The organism is Catenulispora yoronensis (assembly GCF_039531695.1).
In the GTDB taxonomy this organism is placed as follows: domain Bacteria; phylum Actinomycetota; class Actinomycetes; order Streptomycetales; family Catenulisporaceae; genus Catenulispora; species Catenulispora yoronensis.
Window position 1 is genome coordinate 40,337 of record NZ_BAAAQN010000020.1, and the last position, 26,094, is coordinate 66,430.

The window sequence follows — 26,094 nt, forward strand, 5'->3', positions numbered from 1 at the left end:
TCTTGCGGGTGAACTTCGGGCCGATGGCGGCCGCCGGCCAATCCCGTTCCGATCCGGGACCGAACCCTGGTCGTGGAGAAGACGCGGATTGCCGAGAAGACGCAGGTCATGGAGAAGCCGCAGCGGAAGGCGAAGCAGGCTTCGTACCGGACCCGCACCGCCTATGCCTGGATCGCGATCTGCGCGGCGGTCGTCATCGCGATCGCCCTTGTGGTGTTCATCGCGCAGAACGCCCAGCCGGTCCAAGTCACGTTCCTCGTCTGGCACGGCCGCTTCCCGCTGGCCGTCACCCTGCTCGCCGCCGCCGCGACCTCCGGCGCGGTCGCCACGGGCATCGGCAGCGCTCGCATCCTCCAGCTGCGGTCGCGGCGGCGCTCAGCCGACGTCCTGCCGGTGCCGAGGGTCGGGGCGGCGGGGACGCCGGGGGATGAAGCCGCTGGTCCGAGCGACGTAGTCGGCGTAACCGGGACGGGCCGCTGACAACCGCGCCTCCACCAACGGCTTGCCGCTGCCGGACGTCAACAGCCACGTCATCACCACCGGCGAGGCGATGGTCAGCGCGGCGGGCCAGGTGCTCACCGCGATCAGGAACAGCCCCCACCACACGCACGCGTCGCCGAAGTAGTTCGGATGCCGCGTGTACCGCCACAGCCCGGCGGTCATCAACCGCCCCCGGTTCGCCGGATCGGCCTTGAACCGCGCCAACTGCCAGTCCCCGATCCCCTCGAAGCCCACCCCGACGAGCCACAGCCCCAGACCGACGACCATCAGCGTCACCACCGGCACCGCTCCGGCGACCGGATGGCCCGAGACGAAGATCCCCACCTGCACCGGCAGCGAGATGAACCAGACCAGCGCGGCCTGCAACAAGTACACCCGCGAATACGCCGCCCAGGTCGGGTTCCCTCCGGCTCGCGCGAGCATCGCCGCGTATCGCGGATCCTCCGGCGCACCCCGGCCCCGCCACGCGATATGCACCGACAACCGCACACCCCACACCACGGTGCACACCACCAGCAACACTCTGCGGACCGTGTCCCAGTGCTGCGTATCCCCGCCGCCGGACAAGACCAGCGTCACCACCGCCACAACGGCGAACGCGCTGCCCCACGTCGCATCGACATACCGGTGGCGCTGCCGCGCCTGGCCCGCCGCGAAAACACCGGTGAACACCACGAACAACACCGCCGCGTTCACTGCCGAGACAGCCGGGAACGACCAGCCACTACCGCCGAGCATGCTCACATCCTTCCCGTGCCGCTGCCGCTGTTGCCCCTGCTACTGCTGAGGCCGCCCCGCTGCCCGCCCGCAAGTTCCCTCGATGACTTCGCGGCACCACCGGCAGCCCGCGCAGGAACAACGCGACGCCCTGCCGCCGGATCCGGGCCGCCACTGCCAGCGGCGCCAACGGATACCGCGCTGCCAACCGCAGCAGCCCCGACGCCGTCCCAGCCCGCCGCACCCCGTGCACGCTGGCGACGAACGGCGCCGCACCCGGCAGATCCAGTCGCACCGACAAGCTCAGCCGCTCACCCGGTTCCGGAAGCCGCATCCGATAGACACCGCCCTCGATCGGCAGGAACGGCGAGACATAGAAGTCCTTGTCGGTCTGCGCACGGCCCTCGGCATCGGGAAAGAGCAAATAGGCATGGCGCTCGCCGTAGGTGTTGTGGACCTCGGCCACGACGCAGACAAGCCGATCGTCGGCGTCATGGCACCAGTGGACGGTCAGCGGATTGAACACGTACCCGAACACCCGGGCCGCCGTGAGTGTCAGGATCCTGCCGCCATTGAGCTCGATCCCGTGCGCCGCCAGAAAACGTTCCACGCCGCCGCGAACGGAGCCGTCGCGGCCCGAGAAATGGTCGGCCGCCGGGAAGCCGGCGAGCAGGCGCAGCGGACCGGGCAGGCGCGGCAGGTCGTCGAGGTCGACCAGCCACAGGTAGGACCCGTAGGTGAAGTCGTTCACGACCGGTCCGTGCCGCACATGGCGGATCCGGCACTCGTACAACGCCGGCGCGTTCACCACGTCACCCCGAATGCGGCAGCCGCCGCGACGCCCGAGGCGCAGCCGTCCTCGTGGAAGCCCCAACCGTGGTAGGCCCCTGCGAAAGCAGTGCGCGCGGTGGTCAGCTCGGGCAGGCGGGCCTGCGCCGCCACCGATTCGGGCGTGTAGACGGGGTGCTCGTAGACCATGCGCTCGATCACGGCGGCCGGGTCGATTCGGTCGGCGGCGTTCATGCTGACCAGGTACTCGGTCGGGGACTCGATGCGGTGGAGGCGATTCATCGCGTAGGTCACGACGGCGCGGTTCGCGCCCGGGTTCGGGGCCGCCGCAGTGGCCGCGCGTTCGCTCCGGGCACACGACGGCAGCAGGTAGTTCCACGAACCGCGAGCGGCGCGCGCCGACGGCAGCATCCGCGCGTCGGTGTGCAGCACGGTCTCGTTCGTCGTGTATCCGATCGCGCCGAGCACCTCCCGCTCCGCGCGCGTGGCGTCGGCGAGCAGCCGCAACGCCTGGTCGGAGTGGGTGGCGACGACCACGTGCGAGACGACGTGGACGGTGTCGGCGTCGTCGCGGATCCGGACACCGTCGGCGCCGCGGCGCATCGAGCGGACCGGTGTGCTCAGGTGCACGGCGTGCAGGTCCTTCAGCGCGCGGTCCACGTATGTCTTCGACCCGCCGGTCACGGTGCGCCACTGCGGCGACCCGGTCACCGCCAGCATGCCGTGGTGGTTGAGGAACTCGAACAGGTACCGCGCCGGATACCGTTCGGCGGTCTCCCGCCCGGACGACCACACCGCGCTGACCAGCGGCAGGACGAAGTGGTCGGTGAAGAAGCGGGAGTAGCCGCCGGCGTTGAGGAACTCGCCTAATGTGCCTCCGGACGCGGCGGGCCGCGCGGACCCGTCCAGCAGGGCGCGCGCGTCGTGATGGAAACGCCGCACCTCCAACAGCATCCGGAGGAACCCTGGCCGCAGAGCCTGCCCGGGCGTGGCGAACAAGCCACGCGGACCCTTGGCCCCGGCATATTCCAGGCCGCAGCCTTCACAACGCACGCTCATCGACATGTCGGTGGGCTGCGTGCCGACGCCGAGTTCGTCGAACAGCCGGATGAGGTGCGGATAGGTGCGGCGGTTGTGGACGATGAAACCGCTGTCCACGGAGAGTATGCGCCCGGTCGGGTCGGCGACCTCGTGCGTGTGCGCATGGCCGCCGGGCCGGGAATCGGATTCGAAAAGCAGCACGTCATAGCGGCGTTGAAGGAGCCACGCCGCGGTCAGCCCGGCGATGCCGGAGCCGACCACGGCGACTCGCGCCCGGCCGGCGTCGTCCTGACGGGAGCGGGCGTTGTGCCACCGAGTGGAATCGGCCACCGGAACCTCCTGAATGACGCTTCGACGCCATGCATTCGGAGCCGGTGGCCGATCGGATTGGTCGGGTGGGTTCTACGGGGATGTCCCTAGGGGCGGCTGGGGTTCCTGAGGTTGTGGGCGCGGGACTATCGGACCCGTCGCCGCTTGAGGCTCGCCGCCAGCAGGACCCCGCCGGTCACCGTCAGACTGATCGCGGAGGCCGCTGTACGCAGGTCCATACCGGTGGCCGGGAGCCACGGCCGGGGCTTGGCGGCCGGGGGTACGGGCTTGGCCGGCGGGGGTGTCGGTGTCGGTGTCGGCTTCGAAGGCGGAGGCGGGGTGGTGGTGGGCGGCGGGGTCGAGCCGCCCGGGTCGGGGTCGCCGGGCACCGTCTTCTTCGTCAGGGTGTTGAGTACCGCGATCGTGGTGTGTGTGCCTGCTTTGACCTCGAATGCGGAGCCGAGCTCCAGCGGCGTCGGGGCGCCGTCGTCCACCGTGCGCGTCGCGCTGGTGCTGACCGTGACTCCGGACGCCGCGCCGGTCGCCGTCTCGCCGACCGTGCACGTGGTGTCCTCCGCGAACGCGTGCTGCCGCAGCGCGGCCGCGAGATGGGCGGCGGCCAGGGTGAGGCGGTCGGCGGTGTCGTCCGAGCAGATCAGGGACAGCAGCGCGGCGCCGGGGCGCAGGGTGCTGTCGTCGCTGGACGACTTGGCGACGTCCAGCGTGGTCAGCGCGACGAACCGGTTGGTGAACAGGCACGCGGCGTGCGGCTGGTCCGGGGTGATGCGCACCTCGATGGCGGCGGTGACCGGCTCGACGCGCGCCGGGCGGCCGCCGCAGTCGGCGCTGACCAGGTGCCAGGACCCGAACTCGTTCGGAGCGGGCAGCAGTTCCTGGACCGTGTAGCTCAGCGCGCTGTCCACGTGCAGTCCGGTCGCGGCCGGGCCGAGGATCTGGCCGTCGGGGTGCGCCTGGGTCGGGCTGTCGGGCGAGGTGGTGATCGCCGTGGCGCGCAGCGTCATATCGCTCGGTCTGGCGGGGCGGTCGGCCGGGTGCTCGGTGATCTGGAAGTGGAAGGTGCCGGTGTCGTTGCCCGCCGGCCCCTCGGTGACCTTCTCGACGACCAGGGTGCCCGCCGGGTTGAAGTGGTTGGTCAGCACGCAGCGGGTGTTCTCCGGCGACTCGATGTCGTAGGAGGCCTGCCAGGTGCCGTTCGGGTGCGCGGCGTCCGGCGGTGTCGTCGTGACCGCGAGCTTCTTGCCGTCGCAGTACGCCTCCGGGAGCGACCAGAAGCCGGTGACGTCCCGGGCCGGGAGGTCCTCGGAGAGCGTGTACACGCCGGGCCGGACCGCGTCGGCGCCGATCACGGTGACCGGAACCCCGTCCTGCGCGGTGACCACCGGCGGGATGCCCAGCGGCGGGGAGCCCGGCGGCGGCTGCACATCGATGCCGAAGGTGCCGACGTTGTTCAGCGAGACCTTCTGCAACAAGCTCGGGCCGGCGGCGCGGTTGTCGGTGTAGACGCAGGTCACGTGGTCGCCGGCGTGCAGCGTGATCGACGCCTCGGCGGCGCTGGTCACGGTGATCGCGCTGGTGCCCGGACCGCCGTCGGCTGCGGTCTGCGTGCAGTCCGGCGCTGTGGGCGGGAGCCAGCCAGGGGTGAACTGCTCCTGGAAGGTCCACGGCTCGTCGCCGGGGCGCGTCTCGCCGCGGACGAAGGTCTGCGAGCCGTCCTGCGATTCGGAGGCGGTGAGAGAGAAGTCGTTGACGCCGTCGTTGTTGGTGTCGGCGTAGGAGATGTTGCCGTCGAAGCGGAAGGTACCGGACCCGTTCGCCGTCGGCATGACCTTCTTCACCACGGTGATCAGACCCGCGCCCGGCGGGGGAGTGATCGCGTAGTAGTAGCAGAAGACGTGGCGCGCGCCGGAGGGGAAGGAGATGGTCTCGACATTGTCGCCGTTGACGGCGTCCTGGGCGCAGCGCAGCGCGGCGAAGCCGTATTGGTCCTGCATCCCGTTGAGCGGCGCGGAGGGAGTGCCGCCCTGGACCCAGAGCCGGTTGCCGCCGGCGGCGTCCAGCTCGGCGGGGTCGAGCTGCACGGTCACCGCACCGGCGAGCGTCCGGCCGGTGTCGTTGCCGGCGGCGTCGAGCTCGGGGGTGGAGCCCTGCGTCACGATGTCGGACCGCATCAGCCCGGTGGCGGTACTGAGCTGGAGCGTCGCCGCGGTCTTGCCGGTGTAGCCGGTCCCGGTCGAGAAGCGCCAGCCGACGAGGGGCGAGCAGGGCGGCGCGGGAGTACCGGCCTGCTCCTTCGCGGCGGAGACGGCCTCGCTGCGGCTGTAATTGGAGTCGGGACCCAGGTCGCGGAGGGACTCCTGGATGTTGTTGCGCGCCTTGTTGGCCATCACCTGGCTGTAGTTGTCGCAGGAGCGTGCGACGTAGGTGATGGAGAGGGGAGCCGGTGCCGCGTGAGCCGCGGTACCGGCCGAGGCCAGGACAGTGACCAGGGCGAGGCCGGTCAGCAGGAGTACGAGACGTCTCACGCTCGAAATTCAACCATTGAGGCCGATATGCCCCCATATGCGACACGCGGGGCGGTGGTCCCGCTCCACCCGCCGCGAAAATCGCTTGCCCGCCAAGGTGTCGCAGGACACGATCACCGGCGTGATCAGTGCCGAGAAGTCAGAGTGCTTGATCCTCACCGGGATGCCGGGGGCCGGGAAGTCGACGGTGTCGCGACTGGTCGCCGAGTCGCTGCCGCGGGCCGCCTGCCTGGACGGCGACTTCATCAACCGGCTGGTGCTCGGCGGGCGGGTCGGGTTCGGGCAGGAGCCGGTGGAGGAGTGGAACCGGCAGATCGATTTGATGAATCGCAATATGGCGATGCTGTCGGCGAACTTCGCGGATGCCGGGTTCACTCCGGTGATCGATTCCCTGCTTCCCGATCGGCGGCAGGTGGACGACATCGTGGACCGGTTGGCGCCGCGGCCGGTTCTGCTGGTCGTTCTCTCGCCGGGGATCGACGCGTGCGTTTATCGCAATACGATTCGCCATCCGGATCATCAGTTCTTCTTTGACGGCTACGAGGGCTTGGAAGCGGCCATGCGGCGGGAGTTCGGCGATGTCGGGTGGTGGTTCGACACCTCGGCGCTGACTCCGGAGCAGACCGCTGCTCGGGTCGTCGCCGAGGCGGGCCGCCGGGCGCTGGTCAAGCGGTAGGCAGCGGCACCTTCACCGTTCCCAGGACCCGGGTCACCTGGATCTCGATCACGACGCGGAGCGGGTTCACACCGGGCCGGCGGTAGCGCTTCGCGTAGCGGCTCACGGCGTCGGCGATGGCGTCCGGGTCCTGATTCACCCGGGCCACGCCCTCAAGGGTGGTCCAGCGCGCGCCATCGACCTGGCTGACGGCGGCCGGCAGCGCCCCGGCGGCCAGGATGCGGCGGGCCTTCGCGCTCGTGGAGCTGGTGATGACGCGGGCGATCCCGGTCTGCGGATCGTAGGTGACGCCGACCGGGACCAGGTGCGGGGTGCCGTCCTTGCGGACCGTCGCCAGGGAGCAGAGGCGGCGTTCGGTCCAGAAATCCATCGGGTCGGCGATCGGCTCGGCGGTCCGGTCGGCGATCGGCTCGGTCGGCGCGTCGGTCATCGGGTCTCCGTCGGTTGATGCGGATATAATCGACAATCGTCGCATATCGGTATCGAGGCGAGGTCGTGGGGTCATGAAACCATTGGCGGTGGTGACCGGGGCGACCGGGTACATCGGCGGCCGTCTGGTCCCGGAGCTGCTGGACGCCGGGTTCGCGGTGCGGTGCCTGGCGCGGGACCCCGATCGGCTGCGGGACTACGGCTGGGCCGATCAGGTGGAGCGGGTGCGCTGCGACGTGCTGGCGCCCGAGACGCTGGGGCCGGCTCTGGCCGACGGCGACGTCGCCTTCTATCTGATCCACTCGCTGAACACCGGGGCCGGGTTCGAGCAGACCGAGGAGCTGGCGGCGCGGACGTTCGCGAGCGCCGCGAAGGACGCCGGCGTCAAGCGGATCATCTATTTGGGCGGCATGGCTCCGCCGGATACTCCGCCCTCGGAGTTGTCCGCGCACCTGCGCTCGCGGGTGCAGGTGGGCCGGGTGCTGCGGGAGAGCGGGATCCCGACCGTCGAGCTCCGCGCGGCGGTGGTCATCGGTTCGGGCTCCGCGTCGTTCGAGATGCTGCGCTACCTCACCGAGCGGTTGCCGGCGATGATCACGCCGAAGTGGGTCGGGACTCGGATTCAGCCCATCGCGGTGCGCGATGTGCTGCGCTACTTGGTGGGCGCCGCGAAGGCGTCGGGGGAGGGCGGCGTCTATGACATCGGCGGACCGGATGTCCTGACCTATCGCGCGATGATGCTGCGCTACGCCCGCGTGGCCGGGCTGCCGAAGCGGCTGATCGTGCCCGTGCCGGTGCTCACCACCGGTCTGTCCAGCCATTGGGTGGGTGCGGTGACCCCGGTCCCGGCGTCGATCGCCAGGCCCCTGGTGGAGTCGCTGCGCCACGAGGTGGTGTGCGCGGATCGGCGGATCGCCGAGCTGGTGCCGGACCCGCCGGAGGGCCTGGTCGGCTTCGACGACGCGGTGCGGCTGGCGCGGACCCGGGTGCAGGAGGCGAATGTGACGACCCGCTGGTCGTCGGCCTCGGTGCCGGGCGCGCCCAGCGATCCGCTGCCGACCGACCCGGCGTGGGCCGGCGGCAGCCTGTACCGCGACCTCCGCCAGGCCGAGGTGGACATCCCGGCCGACCGGGTGTGGCGGGCCGTGGAGGCGATCGGCGGACAGACCGGCTGGTACTCGTTCCCGCTGGCCTGGGCCGCGCGGGGCTGGCTGGACCGCATGGTCGGCGGGATCGGGCTGCGGCGGGGGCGCCGGGACCCGCACTCGCTGCGGCTGGGCGACACGCTCGACTTCTGGCGGGTCGAGGCGATCACGCGGGGCAGCCTGCTGCGGCTGCGCGCCGAGATGAAGCTGCCCGGACTGGCCTGGCTGGAGATGCGGGTGGAGGAGACGGACAAGGGCCGGACAAGATACAGCCAGCGGGCATTGTTCTTTCCCCATGGGTTGTTCGGCCATTTGTACTGGTGGGCCGTCGCGCCGTTTCACGCCCTGGTTTTCGGCGGGATGATGCGCAATCTCCTGCGGCGCGCGGGCCAGGACCCGAATAAGCGCGCGAAATGACGGACCGGATCCCGCAGGTGGAAGCACTCCCCTAGGTGACAGAACTCTGACTGTGTGCATTGCAGCCTTCTGATGCCGCTGGTACACCGATGCACAGGGGGGATCCGTTCGTTCACGCCCACCGAGCAAGCCGACGCCCAGGCCGCTCGGTTCTTCGGCGTGCGTGTTTGCCGGATGGGGTCTTTCTGACATCCGTTTTCCAGGCGCGTTCAACGGAAGGTGGGGGTACGCTCATGCGTCCCACGGAACACAGAGTCCTGCATTACGACCTGGCACATCTGGCACATCCGGGGGAGCCGGAGCGTGAATTCACGTTCCGGCACGGCGCCCGCCGGCAGCCGCTCCAGCGGCACACCGACCGCACGCGGGCCCAGGCCCGGCGGGAGATGCCGGTCCTGCGGCTGATCCCGGACCGGCATCTGACCCACTTCGTCGCGGCCGACCTCCACACCGACGCGATCGGCGTCAACTCGGTCAGCGTCAAGCAGCGGATCGGGGAGCGCGTCGTCGACCACGTCGTGCACATGGCGATCCACATCCCGTTGGCGGGCGAACTGCTCGGCGCCGAGCGGTACCGGCAGCACCGTGCGGAGCAGGCGCGCCGGCGCGGGACCGAGCTGCCGCGCGAGGTGCATCCGAAGCTCGCGCGGCACGGCGTGACCTGGGAGCAGGCCGTGGCAGTGCTCGGCGACGGACAGGACGGCAAGGACGGCATCCCGACCTTCCCGGACCACGTCACCGGCCACGTCACCGCGCTCGACGCCGCGATCGCCCTGCTCTACCACCACCAGAACCTGATCAATCTCGACACCAGCGAGGGCGGTGCCACTCCGTCCTACATCAGCAGCCTGATAGCCGAGGCCTGCAAGCACACCGGCACCCTGGTGCAGGAGATCGAGATCGAGGGCGACGCCTGGCTGGTCACCAGCCAGATCGAGGGCAGCGAGGCGCTCAGCACCGTGCCCTCGGCCACGGTTCAGAAGCTGATGACCGGGCCGCTCCAGCTGGCGCTGAAGGAGTCGCAGAGCGACACCGCCCTGCAGGGTGTGTTGTGGCGCCCGCGCTATGGCGTCACCTCGTCGACCTACAACGCCACGACGGACGGTCCCGCGCCGGCCCCGGGACAGTCGCACGGGCACGTTCCGCGCGGGTCGTTCGACCTGGCCGCCAACGCCGACGCCGGGAACTGGGCGGCGAAGAACCTGACGCCGTCCAACGGCCTGGCCGTGGACGCCTCCAGCATCGAGTACCAGGCTCCGCCGACCGTGCCGACCTGGACCGGCAACGGGCTCTGGTCGATCAACGACCCGGCCTTCCCGCTGCCCTACACCGGGACCGGCACCGACCGCGGTGACCTGCCGCAGCGGATCGCCGACGGCCAGGTGTCGATCGTGATCAGCTCGGCGAAGTACCCGAACGGGCTGCTCACCGGCGTCCTGGTGCCGAACGGCACCGATCCGGACACCATGCAGTCGCTGTACTCGGTCGCGTTCAAGCCGGCCTCGCCGAGCATCGTCACGACCGCCACCGCGCAGGCCACCTGCTCGCTGAACACCGGTGTCAGCGGCCTGACCTACGCCGTCTCGGTCATGCTCCATGACGAGCCGGGCCCGATCTCCGCGGGGTTCTCGTATCCGGATCCTGACGGGGGCAAGACACCGGCCACCGCGCCGATCCAGATCACCGACGCGGCCGGCACCGGAACCCTGTCCATCGAGTGCACCAACCACTGGCTGCGGCACCTGTCGGCGTGCGTCCAGTACATCGGCAGCGACGGAAAGGTACTGCCGTTCCCCGACAACTGGGTCGAGCAGCTCCCCGGCTACCTGCGGGGCACGTTCGAGTCGGACCCGAACTACAAGTTCGTCAAGATGGTGCCGCCGGTGGACACCGTGTTCGGCATACCGATCTCGCCGGAACCGACCCGGATCACGGTCCCGGTGTGGGACAAGGTCAGCAGCGTGCGGTTCCTGTGGGGCGGGCTGGGCACCGGCGAGTACAACTCCGGGGTCGCGCCGATCGGCCTGGTCATGACCTGCATGGCGGAGCTGGCGCTGCCGGTGTTCCTGATGTGGGCCACCGCGGCGATCACCAACTCCGCGACTGTGAAGTCCATCCTGGCCGACTCCGACGTGCTGTTCGCGACCTGCGCGGTCGGCGGCTTCCTGGTCACCGGCGCGACCGCGGCGTACATCGGGACCTCGCAGGACCCCGGCGCCGCCGCGACCGGCCTGGCCACCGAGTTCGGGCCGCTGTTCCTGAGCCCGGCGACCTCGCTGGGCATGTGGGTGTACCAGCAGATCACCGAGGCCGAGATCGCCGACGCGATCCCGTTCGTCGACCTGGCGCTGGAGGTGCTCGACGCCGCGGTGACCCTCGCGGAGCTGGCGCAGACCACGGTCGAGGTGCTGCAATCGCCGTTCGTCTACGAGACCGACCTGACCCGGTCGGTCGAGCTGAAGGTGACGCTGACACCGTCGGAGAGCTTCAGCGAGTTCCCCGAACAGCACGACCACTACACGGTCACCGTCACCTACGACACCGGCGCGACGGCCGGCGTGGTCACCAACCACCTGCCGCCGGGGACGCTGAGCGAGGACATCACCGTCACCTTCCCGGCGCTCCCGTCCGGCGGCTCCGTCAAGGTCCTGGTCGCCTTCTACGCCGAGGACGGCTGGCAGTCCGGGCAGGGGAACAGCGACTGGATCGACACGGTCGTGGACTCCGGGCAGCTGGCGTTCAAGGTCTATATCGACAGCAACACCCCGCCGCTGGACAAGAACAGCGTCTACATCCACGAAGAGAAGATCGGCATGACGACCGTCAACGGCGTCAACCAGCTCGGCTGGGTGCCGACCGCGCAGCCGCCGACGGCAACCGTCAAGACGCCGCCGCCCTACGGCGACAAGGGCAAGGTGGTCCAGTACCTCGCCGGGATCACGGTGGCGCAGGCCCCGGAGATGATGGGCTACTGCTGGCAGGCCACCGGCCTGAACCTGCCCCCGAACACGCCCGACCAGCCGCCGCAGAACTATGCGATGTGGGCGTTGCAGAACCTGTCGGCGCTGCAATACCCGTCCAAGGGCCTGAGCGCCCCGAAGGTCGCCTTCACCGGGCAGCCGCTGATCGACTACGACCTGGCCAGCTCGAACGACGGTCTGGGCCGGAACTTCTTCCTGGACCCGACCCGGGGCACGTTCGACCCCGGCACGAACCCCGGCGGCGGCGTGCATCTGCGCCGGCTGGCGCTGACCAGCACGCAGGCGCCGGTGTTCACCCCGGGGAACAACGAGAGCTACGGCCGGTTCCCGATGCCGATGGACCGCTGCATGATGCACCCGCAGGGCTTCCTGGTCGGGGTCAACAACGCCACCGACAAGATCTTCATCCTGGACGTGGTCAAGGATGTGGCGGCCGACGGCAAGACGCCGGTCGGCCGGCCCGACGTATCAGCGCCGATGGCCACGCAGGCGGCGGGCAGCGGCCAGCGGGACGGCCTGATCGAGTCGCCGGTGGCGATCTGCACCGCGCTGGACGGTCGGATCCTGGTGCTGGAGGCCGGCACGAACAACCGGGTGCAGGCCTTCGACACGTACGGCAACCCGGTCAACTACTTCGCCGATCCGGGCGACCCCGGCACCCAGATCCCGACGATGAAGCTGGTGCCCAGGACGTCCACGACGCTGCTCGATCTGGCGGTGGAGTCGAAGGGCTATATCTATGTGCTGTCCTACACCGGGGACGGCAGCACCCCGAGCCAGTACTGGGTCGACCTGTTCAATCCCGACGGATCGTTCCTGGTCATGACGCAGGGGGTGTGCGCCGCGCGGTTCACGGTGGACTTGCTGCGGAGTCTGTACACGTTGAACTACGAGACGATCCTGGACACCACGGGGCGGGCGCAGCCGTCGGTGAGCAAGTGGCTGCCGCCGGCGCCGGTCAATCCGGCGGGTCCGGTGGGGAGCGGGCATGGGCATGGGCATGATCACGGCCACGACGGTCACGACGGCCACGACGGCCACGACGGCCACGACGGCCACGACGGCCACGACCATGGCAGCCATGGCCACGACCACGACCACGACGGCCCCGGCCACCACGAGAGCGGCGGAAGATGAGCGCCACCTGGCCGTTCCGCGGCAAGTGGCGGGTGCAGGACGACGTCCTGTTCAAGTTCTGGACCTTCCAGAGCTCGCTCGGCGACGGCGAACCGCTGATCCTCTACCGGATGGGCGGCTCGGGCAGCGTCGACTACGTCTACTGCGCGGTGCAGCCCGACGGCGTCGAGGCGAAGAACCCCGCTCAGCTGGCCAAGAGTTACCTCACTCAACGCGCCGCCTCCGCCTACGTCGTCAAGACGAACGGCTTCGGCAGCACCACCGGCGGCTCGTCGGACGAGAAGGCGGTCCGGTTCCTGTTCAAGGACGACGATGACGAGAAGACCAACTCCTTCTCCGCCATCGACGGCCCGGCGAACGGTGTTTTCGGGCTGTGGGTGCCAACGAGCGGAGGCGAGTTCTTCGGCTGGTCGACCTCGAACGTGCCGCCGAAAAGCTACGTCTACTCATTGCGGGTGGACGCGCCGTCGGCCGCGCATGCCAGGCAGTGGCTCGGCAACGTCGTCCCACCGGGTGCCGACTACTCGTTCGTGGACATCAGCGGCGAGGACTACTCGGGCATCACGATGACCGACGCGAAGTTCGCCGGGGCGGATCTGACCGGGACGAACTTCCACGGCAGCGACCTGTCGGGGGCCGATTTCCGCCGGGTCTACTCGCTGGCGGGGACGAAGCTGGCCGGGGTGAAGCTGAACGGCGCGCAGTTCGCCGGGGTGGACTTGAGCGGGGTGGACTTCACCGGCTGCGATCTGACCGCTGCCGACTTCCGGACGGTCAAGTCGTTGCAGGGCACTGTCTTCACCGGCGCGAACCTCTCGAACGCGCGGTTCGACAACGTCGATCTGACCGGCCAGAAGTTCGTCGGGGTCACGATGACCGGCGCCTACCTGGCGCAGGCGAACCTGACGAACACGCTGTTCGCCGACAGCGGCGACAGCGGCGGGCCGAAGGCGAACCTGGCCGGCGTCGACTTCTCGGTCGCGAAGACGATCCAAGGCGCGCGGTTCTCCTGCGCGCTGCTGAGTACGAAGTTCGCGGGCCTGGCCATGAAGGACGTGAACTTCACGGGCGCCCAGATGAAGGGTACGAACTTCCAGGGCTGCGACCTGCGGTTGGCGACGTTCTCCAACCCGCCGGTCTGGTCCGACGACGCGACCCACCTGACGAACCTGAGCCACGGCATCATCGGCTTCTCGCAGATCGGCCTCAACTGGTCGTTCATGAACCTGGTCGGCATCACGATCGACGGCCTGCCGCAGGACCTGTCGAACCTGAATGCCCAGTCCTCGCTCATGCAGGGCTGGACGCTGGCGAACCACAACCTCGGCGGCGCGATCCTGTCGAACGCCAACCTGTGCGGCGCGTCGATGACCAACTGCAACCTGAAGCTGGCGAGGATGGACAACGTCCAGCTCCAGGAATACGAAGCGGTCGGCCACGCGGCCGTGCTGTCCGAGTCGTACCTGGAAGAGGTCGACCTGAGCAACGCCAACCTGACCGGCACCACGATGACCGGCGTGTATCTGTTCGGGGACGCCGCCAAACTCTCCGGCGCGATCATCCAGGACACGGACTTCGCCTCGGCCTACCTGCTGGGGCTGGAGTTCAAGAGCATCGCCAACAACCAATGCTACGGCGTGAACTTCGACTACGCCTGCCTGGTCAACACCGATTTCCAGGGCACCCACCTGAGCTCCACCGGGACCGGCGAGGGGGCGCATCTGAGCAAGACGTGTCTCCAGGGCGCGGACTTCACCGGCGCGTATCTGGCCGGGGCCGACCTTTCGGAGTCCGCGGTCGACGAGAACCCGGGCACCATCCTGGTGACGATCCCGCTCGCCTGGCCGTACGACGGCAAGAACTGGACGTTCGAGGCCGCCTACGACGGGACCAAGGGCATCGAGGCGGCGACGGATGCGTCGACGACGTGCCCGTCGGGCGAGACCGGTTCGTGCACGGGGTCGAAGCTGGTGTCGGATCAGGCCCCGAAGAAGTGGCCTGTGAAGCACTACGCGGGGAAGGGGCATAGGCACTAGCGCTTGCGATTGCACTAGGGCTTGCGATTGCAGTAGGGCTTGCGATGACAGTGGTGGCCGCGGCATCGAATGCGGCCGCCACTGTCGTGCGTTGTCGTGTGCTGTCGTAGTTGCCTTAGTCGCCTTGGCCATCCCGGTTCGGACGACGGGCTCCGCGGCGGCCCGGCCCGACCTGTCACATCGTGAGGAGAAGGTGACCTTCCGCGATGTCTGCTCCAGGTCTGTCCGGCCTTTAGACTTGGCCGACATCCGATCATGAGGAGAGTCCATGCCCCGCGGTGCGAAACCCACGGCGACCGACCGGCGCGCGAAGATAGCCGAGGCCAGGCGGGCCGAGATCCTGCGGCTGCGCCGGCGGCGGATCGCCGTCGTCAGCGGCGCGTCGGTGGCGGTGGCGGCGGTGGTGGCCGGCGTGATCGTGATCGCGCAGAACCACGACTCCGGCGGCTCCAAGGCCGCGTCGGCGGCGCAGGGCGCGGCGCAGGCGGTGCCGGACACCAGTCCCGACACCTCCGGCATCGCCGGGCTGAACAGGTTCACGGTGAGCAAGCGCAACCACGTGACGACGTCGGTGGCGTACGGGCAGGTGCCGCCGGTCGGCGGCGACCACGACCCGGTGTGGCAGAACTGCAACGGGCAGGTCTACACCAAGGCGCTGCGCAACGAGAACGCCGTGCACGCGATGGAGCACGGATCGGTATGGGTGACCTACACCGCCGCCGCGCCGGAGGCCGACGTGAAGGCGCTGGCCGCGAAGGTGTCGCAGACGCCTTACACGCTGATGAGCCCCTACCCGGGGCAGCCCGGCGCGATCATGCTGACCGCGTGGGGCAAGCAGCTGACCGTGGACTCCGCGTCGGACCCGCGGGTCGACAAGTTCTTCGCGGCGTTCGTGCAGGGGCCGCAGACGCCTGAGCCCGGGGCGGTGTGCACCGGCGGCAAGGACAAGGCGTGAGCCAGGAGGCGGAGGGGTCGGGGGTGGCCGGGCCTTCGGCTGAGGCCGCTGCTGGGGATGCGACCGAGGTCACGGCCGACAGCGGGGCCGACGGCACTGCCGAAGCCAGGGCCGATGGAGCTGGCGAAGCCAGGGCCGATGGAGCTGGCGAAACTGTGCCCGACTCCGCTCCTGACTCTGACACCGATCCCGACTCTGACGCCGCTCCTGAATCCGACTCCGACTCCGCTCCCGACTCCGACACCGATCCTGAATCCGACACCGATCCCGACACCGCTCCCGCTCCTGGCCGCCGCCGACTGCCAATGACGGCCGTGCTGGTCGCCGTCGTCGTCGGCCTGGTCGTCGGCGCGGCCGGCGCCTGGCCGCTGGCGCGCAGTTCCTCGTCGTCCGCATCGTCGTCCGCCTCCGTGCCGGCCGGCGACTCGGCCGACGCGGGCTTCGTCCGCGACATGGCGATCCACCATCAGCAGGCCGTCGACATGGCGTTCACGATCCGCGACGCCACCGACGACGAGCAGGTGCGCCGCCTGGCCTTCGACATCATCAACACCCAGGCCAACCAGCGCGGCATGATGCTCGGCTGGCTGGCCGCCTGGCAGCTGCCCGTCTACAGCCCGGCCGAGCCGATGGCCTGGATGGGAGCCGCGCACAGCATGGCCCCCGGCGGCGCCCTCATGCCCGGCATGGCCACCGACGAGCAGCTCACGGCGTTGCGGGCGGCCCACGGCAAGGACGCCGAGATCCAGTTCCTGAAGCTGATGATCGCCCACCACAAGGGCGGGGTGCAGATGGCGCAGGCCGAGGCCGGTCTGGGCAAGCAGCCGCAGGTGCTGCGGCTGGCGGGGACCATCGTGGACGGCCAGCTGGCCGAGATCCGGCTGATGTCGGACATGCTGGCCCAGCGGGGCGCGACCGCGTAGCTTGCCGGGCGCGACCGCCCCAGGGATCCCGGTCGATCTCCTCACAGCGGTTGCGGCCCGATCGCGGCGTTCCGTTATGGATCTGCAAGGGCACCTCGTCATACACCCTCGCATCTGCGCGCTAGGCTTACCGGCGTGACCGTGTATCGGATCGGCGAGGCCGCCGAACTGCTGGGTGTCAGCGTCGACACCGTGCGCCGTTGGGCGGACGCCGGGAAGCTGAGCGCCGCCCGGGACGACGCCGGGCATCGCGTCATCGCCGGGGCGGAGCTCGCGGCGTTCGCGCGTTCGCTCGGCGAGGGGCCGGAGGAGCGTTCGGAGCTGTCCTCGGCCCGCAACCGGCTGCGCGGGATCGTCACCTCGATCGTCAAGGACACCGTGATGGCGCAGGTCGACATCCAGGCCGGGCCGTTCCGGATCGTCTCGCTGATGAGCCGGGAGGCGGTCGAGGAGCTCGGGCTGGAAGTCGGATCGGCGGCGGTCGCGGTGATCAAGTCGACGACCGTCGTGGTGGAGCGTTCGCCGCATGCGGGCGGCGGCAAGGGGAGGAGCCAGTAATGAGGATACGGACTTTGGGCGCGGCGCTGGCCGGCGCGGCCGTGCTGGTGACCGCGGCGGGCTGCGGCAGCACCGGGTCGAAGGCCGCCGCGAAGGACAGCGCCGGCGGCACCACGAGCGCGGCGACGGCGGCGAGCAGCGCCTCCACCACCGCGAGCAGCTCGACCAGCAGCTCGACGAGCGCGTCGGGCAGCGCCGGAGCGGTGAGCGGCACCCTGACGGTGCTGGCCGCCGCGTCGCTGACCGGCACCTTCACCCAGATCGGCAAGGACTTCGAGGCGGCGCACCCCGGGGTGAAGGTGACCTTCAGCTTCGGCGCCAGCTCCACCCTCGCGCAGCAGATCATCCAGGGCGCCCCGGCCGACGTCTTCGCCTCGGCGGCGCCGACCAACATGAAGCAGGTCACCGACGCCGGCGACGGGTCCGGCACGCCGGTCACGTTCGTGCGCAACCAGCTGGTGATCGCCGTGCCGAAGGGCAACCCCAAGGGGATCACCTCGCTGGCCGACCTGACCAAGCCCGGAGTGAAGGTCGTGGAGTGCGCGGCGCAGGTGCCCTGCGGCGCGGCCGCGACCAAGGCGCTCGCGGCGGCCAATGTGAAGCTGACCCCGGTGAGCCTGGAGGCCGACGTGAAGTCGACGCTGGCCAAGCTGACGCTCGGCGAGGCCGACGCGGCGCTCGTCTACCGGACCGACGCGCTGTCGGTGAAGGACAAGGCCGACGGGGTGGAGTTCCCGGAGTCGGCGCAGGCGATCAACGACTACCCGATCGCGGCGCTGGCGCACTCCGGCAACCTCACCGCGGCGCAGGCGTTCGTGGAGTTCGTCCAGTCCGCGCCGGAGATCTCCGTGCTGACGGCCGCAGGGTTCCAGAAGCCGTGAGGCCGTAATCGATGAGCGGGTCCGCACCTGATGCCGCGACGGCCGGGGACGCCGAGGCGCCCCGGCCGTCGGGGCGTGGTCGGGGCGGCGGCTTCGGCCGCGTCAGCCGGGCCGGCGGACCCGGAGCCGGACCCGGACCCGGACCCGGAGCCGGACCCGGACCCGGACCCGGCCCCGCCGGCGGTACCCGGCGGCGGATCCGGCCGGGCGGCGGTGGCGGAGTGCCGCTCGGCCTCCTGCTGCCGGCCCTCATCGGCCTGGCTTTCCTCGTCCTGCCGCTCGCCGGGCTCCTGGTCCGCACCCCCTGGTCCACGCTGCTCACCCGCCTCGGCGCGCCCGGGATCCTCGACGCGCTGAAGCTCTCGCTCCTCACGGCCTCCCTGGCCACCGCGCTCTGCGTGGTCTTCGGCGTGCCGCTCGCGTGGCTGCTGGCGCGCGTCGACTTCCCCGGCCGGGCAGTGGTTCGAGCCCTGGTGACGGTGCCGCTGGTGCTGCCCCCGGTGGTCGGCGGCGTGGCGCTGCTGCTGGCGTTCGGGCGGCGGGGGTTGCTGGGTCCGTGGCTGGAGTCGACCTTCGGGATCACGCTGCCGTTCACGACGGCCGGTGTGGTCGTCGCAGAGGCCTTCGTCGCGATGCCGTTCCTGGTCATCGCGGTGGAGGGAGCGTTGCGCGGGGCCGACGTCCGCTACGAGGAGGCCGCCGCGACGCTCGGTGCGGGCCGCTGGACGGTGTTCCGCCGGGTGACGCTGCCGCTGATCGCGCCGGGCGTCGTCGCCGGGGCGGTGCTGTGCTGGGCCCGGGCGCTCGGCGAGTTCGGGGCGACGATCACGTTCGCGGGCAACTTCCCCGGCCGGACGCAGACGATGCCGCTGGCCGTCTACCTCGCGCTGGAGCAGGACCTGCCGTCGGCGATCGTGCTGAGCCTGATCCTGCTGGTGGTGTCGGTCGTGATCCTGACGAGCCTGCGCGACCGGTGGATCGCGGCGCCATGACGACTCCGGACGCGGCTGCCCGGGACCAGGCCCCGGCCCTGGACGCCCACCTGGTCGTCGACCGCGACTCCTTCCGCCTGGACGCCGCCCTCCGGATCGCCCCCGGCGAGGTCGTCGCACTGCTCGGCCCCAACGGCGCGGGCAAGACCACCGCGCTGCGCGCGCTGGCCGGGCTGCTGCCGGTGTCCGGTGGCCACGTCACCGTCCGGGGCCGCCGCCTCGACGACGCGGCGGCGCGGGTGTTCGTCCCGGCGGACAAGCGCAGCGTCGGCGTGGTGTTCCAGGACTACCTGCTCTTTCCGCACCTGTCGGCGCTCGACAACGTCGCCTTCGGCCCGCGCTGCCAGGGCGCGTCGCGAGCCAAGTCCCGCGCGATCGCCGCCGAATGGCTGGAGCGCGTCGGGCTCGCCGAGCACGCGCACGCCAAACCGCGGCGGCTGTCCGGCGGGCAGGCCCAGCGCGTCGCGCTGGCCCGGGCCCTGGCGGTCGGCCCCGATCTGCTGCTGCTGGACGAGCCGCTGTCCGCGCTCGACGCCGGCACCCGCATGGACACCCGCGCGCACCTGCACCACCACCTCGCCGACCATCCGGGCGGCACGCTGATCGTCACCCATGATCCGCTGGACGCGCTGATCCTGGCCGACCGCCTGGTCATCCTGGAGGCCGGGCGCGTGGTGCAGGAAGGCGACGCGGCCACCATCACCGCGCGCCCGCGAACCGACTATGTCGCCCGCCTGGTCGGCCTGAACCTGTTCCGCGGCCGGGCCGTCGGCGACACGGTCACGCTGGCGGACGGCTTCACGCTCACCACCTCCGAACCCTGCGACGGTCCCGCCTTCGTCGCCTTCCCGCCGACGGCCCTGGCCCTGCACCCGCGGCGCCCGGAGGGCAGCCCGCGCAACGTGTGGGCCGCGACGGTGGCCGGATTGCAGCGGCACGGGGACCATCTGCGGGTTCAGCTGGCCGGACCGTTGAACACGACCGCTGACATCACGCCGGCGGCCGCGGCGGCACTGCGGTTGGAGACCGGGTCGGAAGTGTGGGCGGCGTTGAAGGCCACTGAGACGCGCGTGTATCCGGACGGCGGGGACCAGGACCAAGCCCGCTGAGCGCTGAGCGCTGACCACTGACCACTGACCGCTGAGCGCTGACTGCCCGCCGACTGCTGACCGCGGACCGCCGGGCGGGCCTTCCTCAAATCCCCCGTTCGACCGGACGGCTAGGCACTGTCGACGGACACTGATACCTTCGCCGCGAGCCGTCCCAATCCCTCTAGTGCTCCAAGGAGAACCATGACTTTTCGTCGATCGGCCGTCGTGCTCGGCGTGTTCGGGATTGTCGTGGTGGCGGTGGGGGCGCTGTTCGAACCGGTGGTCTCGCCCATGGTGAGCAAGCTGCCCTCGAACACTGACATGACCGTGCACTACTCCGGCACCGCGAACCTCATCGACCAGGCCGCGGTGGCCAAGGGCGATCTGCTCGGCGCGTTCAAGAACAACCAGCCGCTGACGCTGGACCGCCGCATCCACGTCACCGCCACCGACGGCGACACCGCCATCGTGGCCGACGACCAGACGCTGACCATCGCCGGCACGCCGATGCCGGACAACCACGTCTACGCGCTCAACCGCAAGACGCTGGAAGCCGGTCCCGCGCCGGCCGGCAAGACCGCCGATCCGGCCTCGGGCATACCCATCGGCTGGCCGCTCTCGCCCGATCCCCAGGGCGACTACCGCTACTACGACCCCACGACGCAGACGTCGTCGGACTTCACCTTCACCGGTGACGCCAGCGTCAAGGGACGCAGCGCCCTGACGTTCCACAGCAGCTCCGCCGCGAACCCGGTGAAGGACAAGACGCTGCTGGCGACGCTGCCGCAGGCGCTGCCCAAGAGCGTGGCGCAGGCGCTCGCCGCCTCGCCGCTGCCGATCCTGCCCAAGGAGGCCCAGGCGCTGCTGACCCCCGACGTGGTCGCCGCGCTGCCGGACACCATCCCGCTGACCTACACGGCCACCACGGTGGCGGACGGCGCGGCGGACAAGCGGGTCGGCTTCCCGATCCAGCAGCACCTCCAGCAGAAGGTGATCCTGAACGTCGCGCTGCCCGGCCAGCCGCCGGTCGCGCTGATGCCGGTGCTGACCACGGACCTCACGCTGACCCCGGACTCCCAGCAATACCTCGTGGACAAGGCGAAGACCACGGCGACGGAACTGACGCTGGTCAAGCTCGTCATCCCGATCGCCGTGGTCGCCCTCGGCGTGCTGCTGCTGGTCGTCGCCTTCCTGCGGCGCAATCCGAAGGCACAGCCGCTGACGCCGGCGGTCGAGGGCGGTCCGGTGGCACCGGCGCCGGGCCGGACCGAGCCGCGGGAGGGTGGTTCGGCGTCCGGCGAGGAAGGGGACGACGATTCGGCGCCGGCGGGCTCGGCCGAGGATGGGTCGGCTCAGACCGCTGAGGACTGAACCCCCACAGGCAGCCGGACCCCCACAGGCAGCCGGTCGGAGCCGCCGATCCGGTCCCGCGCGCGGGGCACGATCAGCGGCCCGCCGGTCTCCGGGCACTCGATGATCACGCACGGCAGCCCGAAGACCTCGGTCACCAGTTCGGCGGTGACCACCTCGCCGGGCGGCCCGGCGGCGGCGACCTCGCCCTCGTGGAGGACGATGAGGTGGTCGGCGTAGCGCGCGGCCTGGTTCAGGTCGTGCAGCACCGCCACCAGCGTCCGGCCCTGCTCCTCGTGCAGGCGCGCGCAGAGGTCCAGGAACTCGACCTGATGCGCGATGTCGAGATAGGTGGTCGGCTCGTCGAGCAGCAGCAGCGGTGTCTCCTGCGCCAGCGCCATCGCGGCCCAGACCCGCTGCCGCTGCCCGCCCGACAGCTCGTCGACGGCACGCTCGGCGAGCGCCGCCACTCCGGTGGCCGCCATCGCCTCGGCCGTGGCCCGCTCGTCAGCCTCCGACCATCGCCGCAGCAGCCCTTGGTGCGGATGCCGGCCGCAGGCGACGAGTTCGGCGACCGTGATGCCGTCCGGCGCGGTGGGGGACTGGGGCAGCAGCCCGACGGTGCGGGCCACCTGGCGGGTCGGGAGCGAGGCGATGGCGGCGCCGTCCAAAAGCACGGACCCGGCGGCCGGGCGCAGCAGGCGGGCGAGCGCGCGCAGCAGGGTCGACTTGCCGCAGCCGTTGGGGCCGATGATGACGGTGAACGAGTTGTCCGGGATCGCTATGGTCAGCTCCTCGGCGACGACGCGGTGGTCGTAGGCGAGGGTGACGCCGTGGGCGGCGAGGCGCGAGGGGGCGGCGGTGGCCGGTCGCGGGCCGTCGGTGGTGGTCATGGAATCCGAATCCTTGGATGGTGGGGGTGATTGCGGAGGCGAAGGAGAGAGCGGCTTGGTCCCGGGTCGGCTCACGTCCGCCGCCGGTCCTGTCCGACCGCCAGCAGCCAGATCAGGTAGCAGCCCCCGAACAACCCGGTCACCACGCCCGCCGGCACCTGTCGGCCCGGCACCGCGTGCTGCGCCAGCCAGTCCGACACCACCAGCAGCGCCGAGCCCAGCAGCGCGGACGGCAGCAGGTTCGGACCCGGTGCCCGCGTCAGCCGCCGCGCGAGCTGGGGCGCCGTCAGCGCGACGAACGCCACAGGTCCGGCGGCGGCCGCGGCGAGCGCCGACAGCAGTACCGTGCACGTCAGCGCGAGGATCCGGGTGCCCGCGGTCCGGACGCCGAGTGCGTGCGCCGCGTCGTCCCCGAGCTCCAGCATCCGCAGCGACCGCGACAGTCCCAGCGCCGCCGCCGGCGTCGCCAGCGCCAGGCCGACCAGCACCGGCGCCGCGTCGTTCCAGCCGCGGCCGTCCAGGCTGCCGGTCAGCCACAGCATGGCCCGGGCCGCGTCGGTGAGCTGGGCCTTGGTCAGCAGATAGCTGTTCACCCCGGTCAGGATCGCGGTGACGCCGATGCCGACCATCACCAGCCGGTTGCCGTGCATACCGCCGTGCCGGGCCAGCGCGAAGATCAGTATCCCGGCCGCCGCGCCGCCCACGACCGCGCCGCCGGCCAGCGCCGCGCTGCCGCCCCCGGCGACGACCACGACGACCAGCGCCCCGGTCGACGCCCCCTGGGTGAAGCCGAGCATGTCCGGGCTGCCCAGCGGGTTGCGGACCATCGACTGCGATATCGCGCCGGCCAGCGCCAACGCCGCGCCGGCGGCCAGGGCCGTGGCCACCCGGGGCAGGCGCAGCTCCCGGACCACCAGCCGGTCGCCCGCGTCGCCGCCGCCGGTCAGGGCCTTGATCACGTCGGTGGCCGCGATGTGGTAGTCGCCGCTGCCCAGCGCGAAGACCGCCGCGGCGACCGCCGTCAGCGCCAGGGCCAGGCACACGGTGCCGGTGCGGGCCCGCCGCCGCCCGCGGGGCCCGGTCCTGCTTCTCTGACGCGGGGAACGCAGATCGCCGACCTCGACAGTGCCCACGCCGCTCACAGCCGCACCGCCTTTCCGCGCCGCCGCAGCAGGAAGTACAGGAACACCGGTCCGCCCACGACGCTGGTCACCACGCCGACCTGGACCTCGCCCGGCCGGGCCACGACCCGTCCCAGCACATCGGCCCCCAGCAGCAGCACCGGGGCCAGGATCGCGCAGTAGGGCAGCACCCACCGCAGGTCCGGCCCGGTGAGCGAGCGCACGATGTGCGGGACGGTCAGCCCCACGAACACGATCGGTCCGCACGCCGCCGTGGCCGCCCCGCACAGCAGCGTCACGACCCCGATCGACGCCGCGCGGATCACCGCGGGCCGCGAACCCAGCGCCCGCGCCGCGTCGTCGCCGAGCGCGAGGGCGTTCAGCGGCCGCGCCAGCACCAGCGCCGCCACGATCCCGGCGCCGATGAACGGCAGCACCGAGGTGACGGTCGCCGGTGCGGCACTGGCCAGGGACCCGGTGGTCCAGAACCGCATGGCCTCCAACGATTTCGAGTCCAGCAGCATCACGGCACTGACGTAGGAGAACAGCGCGGCGTTCAACGCGGCCCCGGCCAGCGCCAGCCGCGCCGGAGTGGCCGACCGGCCGCCGCCGACAACGTACCCGGCGGCCGTCACGACGCCCGCGCCGAGCAGCGCCGGCCAGATGTAGCCGCCGAAGTCGGTGACGCCGAACACCCACGTCGCCGTCGCGACCGCGGCCGCCGCCCCGGCGTTGACGCCGAGCAGCCCCGGATCGGCCAGCGGATTGCGGGTCACGGTCTGGAGCATCGCACCCGCCAGCCCGATGGCGGTCCCGACCAGCAGCCCGAGCACAGTGCGCGGCAGCCGCATACGGTGCACGACCGGGTAGGCGGGGGACGCCGGATCGGTCAGCCCGCGCCAGACCTCGGACGGCGACAGCGCCCGGGCCCCGAGGCCGATGCTCAGCACGAGCGCCAGTGCCAGCAGCAGGGCGGCGAGGGCGAGGCCGGTCACGCGGGCCGAGTGTGTTGAGGGGGCCGAGGGGGCCGAATGGGCTGAGGGAGGAGCCGAGCGGGCCGAGCGGGTTGAGGGAGCTGCGGGGGCTGAGGGCGCCGAGCGGGCCGAATGGGTTGAGGGAGGAGCCGAGCGGGCCGAGCGGGTTGGGGGCGCCGAGCCGGTTGAGGAAGCCGAGCGGGCCGAATGGGTTGAGGAAGCCGAGGGGGCCGAGCGGTTCTGGAAGCCTGGCGGGCCGGGGGGAGCGGCGGTGCCCGGGGTCGGCGAGGGTGCTGTCCGGCCCGAGTGCTCTGTCCCTCCCACGTGCTCTGTCTCTCCCGACTCTCCCGAGGGTTCTGCCTTTCCCGAGGGTTCTGTCATGCCCGAGGGATGCGAGGTCCCCGGCGGGTCGAGTTTTTCCGGCGAAGCGGCGATAGCGGTCAAGTCCTGGCTCCGGATCGGCATGCGGGCGGGCTCCCCCCTTGCGGGATCGAATGGAGGTTAGGCTAACCTAACTCCCGCGCGCTTCCGCCACCACCCTCATCCCTTGACAAGAAAGCGATATCCGATGCCGTACGAACGCCCTGCTCGCTCCCTGTCCCGTCGCCGCCTCCTGACCCGTGGGGGAGCGGCGGTCGGCGCGCTCGGCGCCGGGGCGTTCCTCGCCGCGTGCGGCAGCGACAAGAGCGGCAAGTCCGACGGCGCGAAGCCCGCCTCCGCCGCGGCCACCTCGTCCGGGCCGTGGAGCTTCACCGACGACCGCAAGCAGCCCGCCGCCGCCAAGAGCGCCCCGGCCCGCATCGTCGCCTACACCGGCACCGCCGCGGCGCTCGTCGACCTCGGTCTCGGCGACCGCATCGTCGGCGTGTTCGGCGAGACCCTCGGTGCCGACGGCAAGGCGCTGCCCGAGGCCGGTGCGCTGGACGTCGGCAAGGTCACCGTTCTGGGCAACGCCTGGGGCGAGTTCAACGTCGAGAAGTACGCCGCGCTGCGGCCCGAGGTGCTCGTCACGCACATGTACGACGCCGGCGCGCTCTGGTACGTCCCGGACGAGAGCAAGGACAAGATCCTCAAGCTCGCGCCGAGCGTCGGCATCGAGGTCGCCAAGGTCTCGCTGCCCACCCCGATCCGCCGCTACACCGAGCTCGCCGCCTCGCTCGGCGCGGACCTGAACGCCAAGCCCGTGCTCGACGCCAAGGCCCGGTTCGAGGCCGCCGCCGAGAGCCTGCGCCAGGCCGCCAAGGCCGCCAACGGCCTCCGCGTACTCGCCGCCTCCGGCAGCCCCGACGTCTTCTACGCCTCCAACCCCGGCATCAGCACCGACCTGATGTACTTCACCGAACTCGGCGTCGACATCATCGTCCCGACCAAGCTCGACGCCGGCGACTACTACGAGAGCCTGAGCTGGGAGAACGCCGACAAGTACCAGGCCGACCTGATCCTGCTCGACAGCCGCACCATCTCGTTGCAGCCCAAGGACCTCGCCGCCAAGCCCGGCTGGGCCGCCCTGCCGGCCGTGAAGGCGAACCAGGTCACCCCCTGGGACACGGTGCCGCGCTTCTCCTACGCCGGCGCCGCCCCGCTGCTGGAGCGACTCGCCACCGCGATCCAGAGTGCGAAGAAGGTGGCGTGAGT

At 71.0% G+C, this 26,094-nt stretch carries 21 protein-coding genes; 13 read left to right on the top strand and 8 right to left on the bottom strand.

The genetic code is table 11. The features are described 5' to 3' along the window. Positions 1–72 precede the first annotated feature (72 nt). A complete protein-coding gene (locus ABD481_RS18260) occupies positions 73–480 on the top strand; it encodes a lipopolysaccharide assembly protein LapA domain-containing protein (protein ID WP_344666884.1) in 408 nt (135 codons plus the stop codon). Here ABD481_RS18260 and ABD481_RS18265 read toward each other — a convergent pair. The 4 genes from ABD481_RS18265 to ABD481_RS18280 form a co-directional block, all read right to left on the bottom strand. Beyond that, complete coding sequence (locus ABD481_RS18265) at positions 376–1,239, bottom strand: DUF1295 domain-containing protein (protein ID WP_344666885.1); 864 nt, start codon at positions 1,237–1,239, stop codon at positions 376–378. The two genes, ABD481_RS18260 and ABD481_RS18265, sit on opposite strands and share 105 nt — an antisense overlap. Continuing rightward, positions 1,226–2,026: a DUF1365 domain-containing protein gene (locus ABD481_RS18270; protein ID WP_344666886.1), complete on the bottom strand. Its 801-nt coding sequence runs from the start codon at positions 2,024–2,026 to the stop codon at positions 1,226–1,228. The genes ABD481_RS18265 and ABD481_RS18270 overlap by 14 nt, the downstream gene beginning before the upstream one ends. Continuing rightward, entirely contained in the window at positions 2,023–3,378 is a 1,356-nt protein-coding gene (locus tag ABD481_RS18275; protein WP_344666887.1) for an NAD(P)/FAD-dependent oxidoreductase, read from the bottom strand. Before ABD481_RS18275 ends, ABD481_RS18270 begins: the two co-directional genes overlap by 4 nt. A 125-nt stretch (positions 3,379–3,503) precedes the next feature. Further along, on the bottom strand, positions 3,504–5,900 hold the full coding sequence (locus ABD481_RS18280) for a hypothetical protein (protein WP_344666888.1): 2,397 nt from the start codon (positions 5,898–5,900) through the stop codon (positions 3,504–3,506). Positions 5,901–5,985: 85 nt separating this feature from the next. Here ABD481_RS18280 and ABD481_RS18285 point away from each other — a divergent pair, with 85 nt between their 5' ends. After that, the gene (locus ABD481_RS18285; RefSeq protein WP_344666889.1) at positions 5,986–6,576 is read left to right on the top strand and encodes an adenylyl-sulfate kinase; all 591 of its coding nucleotides are present in this window, start codon (positions 5,986–5,988) and stop codon (positions 6,574–6,576) included. Here ABD481_RS18285 and ABD481_RS18290 read toward each other — a convergent pair. Then, complete coding sequence (locus ABD481_RS18290) at positions 6,566–7,006, bottom strand: pyridoxamine 5'-phosphate oxidase family protein (RefSeq protein ID WP_344666890.1); 441 nt, start codon at positions 7,004–7,006, stop codon at positions 6,566–6,568. The genes ABD481_RS18285 and ABD481_RS18290 overlap by 11 nt on opposite strands. A gap of 73 nt (positions 7,007–7,079) precedes the next feature. Between ABD481_RS18290 and ABD481_RS18295 the strand changes: the two genes are divergently transcribed. The 10 genes from ABD481_RS18295 (at position 7,080) to ABD481_RS18340 (ending at position 21,492) form a co-directional block, all read left to right on the top strand. After that, positions 7,080–8,567 carry an SDR family oxidoreductase gene (locus ABD481_RS18295; protein WP_344666891.1) on the top strand — a complete coding sequence of 496 codons (1,488 nt, stop codon included), beginning with the start codon at positions 7,080–7,082 and terminating at the stop codon, positions 8,565–8,567. A 233-nt stretch (positions 8,568–8,800) separates the two neighbouring features. Then, positions 8,801–12,685, top strand: a complete 3,885-nt coding sequence (locus ABD481_RS18300; protein WP_344666892.1) for an NHL repeat-containing protein — start codon at positions 8,801–8,803, stop codon at positions 12,683–12,685. Further along, entirely contained in the window at positions 12,682–14,721 is a 2,040-nt protein-coding gene (locus tag ABD481_RS18305) for a pentapeptide repeat-containing protein (protein ID WP_344666893.1), read from the top strand. Before ABD481_RS18300 ends, ABD481_RS18305 begins: the two co-directional genes overlap by 4 nt. 268 nt (positions 14,722–14,989) lie before the next feature. After that, a complete protein-coding gene (locus tag ABD481_RS18310) occupies positions 14,990–15,676 on the top strand; it encodes a thioredoxin-like domain-containing protein (protein ID WP_344666894.1) in 687 nt (228 codons plus the stop codon). A gap of 305 nt (positions 15,677–15,981) precedes the next feature. Continuing rightward, a complete protein-coding gene (locus ABD481_RS18315) occupies positions 15,982–16,599 on the top strand; it encodes a DUF305 domain-containing protein (protein WP_344666895.1) in 618 nt (205 codons plus the stop codon). Between the two features lie 135 nt (positions 16,600–16,734). Next, positions 16,735–17,157, top strand: coding sequence for a TOBE domain-containing protein (locus ABD481_RS18320; RefSeq protein WP_344666896.1), 423 nt, complete (start codon positions 16,735–16,737; stop codon positions 17,155–17,157). Next, positions 17,157–18,038 (top strand): molybdate ABC transporter substrate-binding protein, encoded by an 882-nt coding sequence (gene modA / locus ABD481_RS18325; protein WP_344666897.1) that lies wholly within the window; start codon positions 17,157–17,159, stop codon positions 18,036–18,038. Before ABD481_RS18320 ends, modA begins: the two co-directional genes overlap by 1 nt. Positions 18,039–18,049: 11 nt before the next feature. Next, on the top strand, positions 18,050–19,030 hold the full coding sequence (locus ABD481_RS18330) for an ABC transporter permease (RefSeq protein ID WP_344666898.1): 981 nt from the start codon (positions 18,050–18,052) through the stop codon (positions 19,028–19,030). Continuing rightward, positions 19,027–20,139, top strand: a complete 1,113-nt coding sequence (locus ABD481_RS18335; protein WP_344666899.1) for an ABC transporter ATP-binding protein — start codon at positions 19,027–19,029, stop codon at positions 20,137–20,139. The genes ABD481_RS18330 and ABD481_RS18335 overlap by 4 nt, the downstream gene beginning before the upstream one ends. 183 nt (positions 20,140–20,322) lie before the next feature. Next, positions 20,323–21,492, top strand: a complete 1,170-nt coding sequence (locus ABD481_RS18340; protein ID WP_344666900.1) for a porin PorA family protein — start codon at positions 20,323–20,325, stop codon at positions 21,490–21,492. On the opposite strand, the gene ABD481_RS18345 is transcribed toward ABD481_RS18340, so the two are convergent. The 3 genes from ABD481_RS18345 to ABD481_RS18355 all read right to left on the bottom strand — a co-directional run bounded on the left by ABD481_RS18345 (position 21,474) and on the right by ABD481_RS18355 (position 24,480). Beyond that, positions 21,474–22,364 carry an ABC transporter ATP-binding protein gene (locus ABD481_RS18345; protein ID WP_344666901.1) on the bottom strand — a complete coding sequence of 297 codons (891 nt, stop codon included), beginning with the start codon at positions 22,362–22,364 and terminating at the stop codon, positions 21,474–21,476. The genes ABD481_RS18340 and ABD481_RS18345 overlap by 19 nt on opposite strands. Positions 22,365–22,435: 71 nt before the next feature. Further along, entirely contained in the window at positions 22,436–23,497 is a 1,062-nt protein-coding gene (locus tag ABD481_RS18350) for a FecCD family ABC transporter permease (protein WP_425559213.1), read from the bottom strand. A 5-nt stretch (positions 23,498–23,502) separates the two neighbouring features. After that, on the bottom strand, positions 23,503–24,480 hold the full coding sequence (locus tag ABD481_RS18355) for a FecCD family ABC transporter permease (RefSeq protein WP_344666902.1): 978 nt from the start codon (positions 24,478–24,480) through the stop codon (positions 23,503–23,505). A gap of 547 nt (positions 24,481–25,027) precedes the next feature. On the opposite strand from ABD481_RS18355, the gene ABD481_RS18360 reads away from it, so the two are divergent. Next, entirely contained in the window at positions 25,028–26,092 is a 1,065-nt protein-coding gene (locus tag ABD481_RS18360; RefSeq protein ID WP_344666903.1) for an ABC transporter substrate-binding protein, read from the top strand. Positions 26,093–26,094 lie beyond the last annotated feature (2 nt).

Excerpts from the sequence above, each read along its gene's own strand:
- ABD481_RS18300 (WP_344666892.1), top strand. The coding sequence starts at position 8,801 with ATGCGTCCCACGGAACACAGAGTCCTGCATTACGACCTGGCACATCTG.
- ABD481_RS18340 (WP_344666900.1), top strand. The coding sequence starts at position 20,323 with ATGACTTTTCGTCGATCGGCCGTCGTGCTCGGCGTGTTCGGGATTGTC.
- ABD481_RS18360 (WP_344666903.1), top strand. The coding sequence starts at position 25,028 with ATGCCGTACGAACGCCCTGCTCGCTCCCTGTCCCGTCGCCGCCTCCTG.
- ABD481_RS18290 (WP_344666890.1), bottom strand. The coding sequence starts at position 7,006 with ATGACCGACGCGCCGACCGAGCCGATCGCCGACCGGACCGCCGAGCCG.
- ABD481_RS18315 (WP_344666895.1), top strand. The coding sequence starts at position 15,982 with ATGACGGCCGTGCTGGTCGCCGTCGTCGTCGGCCTGGTCGTCGGCGCG.
- ABD481_RS18310 (WP_344666894.1), top strand. The coding sequence starts at position 14,990 with ATGCCCCGCGGTGCGAAACCCACGGCGACCGACCGGCGCGCGAAGATA.
- modA (WP_344666897.1), top strand. The coding sequence starts at position 17,157 with ATGAGGATACGGACTTTGGGCGCGGCGCTGGCCGGCGCGGCCGTGCTG.
- ABD481_RS18265 (WP_344666885.1), bottom strand. The coding sequence starts at position 1,239 with ATGCTCGGCGGTAGTGGCTGGTCGTTCCCGGCTGTCTCGGCAGTGAAC.
- ABD481_RS18335 (WP_344666899.1), top strand. The coding sequence starts at position 19,027 with ATGACGACTCCGGACGCGGCTGCCCGGGACCAGGCCCCGGCCCTGGAC.
- ABD481_RS18305 (WP_344666893.1), top strand. The coding sequence starts at position 12,682 with ATGAGCGCCACCTGGCCGTTCCGCGGCAAGTGGCGGGTGCAGGACGAC.
- ABD481_RS18330 (WP_344666898.1), top strand. The coding sequence starts at position 18,050 with ATGAGCGGGTCCGCACCTGATGCCGCGACGGCCGGGGACGCCGAGGCG.
- ABD481_RS18345 (WP_344666901.1), bottom strand. The coding sequence starts at position 22,364 with ATGACCACCACCGACGGCCCGCGACCGGCCACCGCCGCCCCCTCGCGC.
- ABD481_RS18295 (WP_344666891.1), top strand. The coding sequence starts at position 7,080 with ATGAAACCATTGGCGGTGGTGACCGGGGCGACCGGGTACATCGGCGGC.